Raw genomic sequence first — 306 nt, 5'->3', positions numbered from 1 at the left:
AACAAGGGCGCATTTGGTCGCCGCCAGCATTAGCACCAGACGATAACGGTTGCGGCAGGCAACGACATGGTCCCGCGCCAACGTCAGCGCGTCGAGAAGTTCGGGGGCGGATTTCTGCATGCCCTTGTTGATGACATAGGCATCCGATTTCTTTTCGCCCTTGGCCGTCAACAGGGCGGCTTCGATGAATTCCATCCGCCGCACGGGGTCTGGTTGTCGTTTTGCTTCCCTGAGTGCATAGGCGACATCGATGACGCGTGATCCACCCACCTCGTCGGCAAGGGTGAGGTACGTATCGAGCGCGAG

At 59.2% G+C, this 306-nt stretch carries 1 protein-coding gene; it reads right to left on the bottom strand.

Annotated elements, in window-relative coordinates:
• The coding region (locus EN824_RS34340; protein WP_135933220.1) for a hypothetical protein at nucleotides 1-306 on the bottom strand (306 nt) is incomplete at both ends.

Origin of the sequence: Mesorhizobium sp. M8A.F.Ca.ET.181.01.1.1 (genome assembly GCF_004792025.1) — a bacterium.
Classification (GTDB): domain Bacteria; phylum Pseudomonadota; class Alphaproteobacteria; order Rhizobiales; family Rhizobiaceae; genus Mesorhizobium.
The sequence above is the reverse complement of the archived record's forward strand: the minus strand, read 5'-3'. Positions and strand labels throughout refer to the sequence as shown.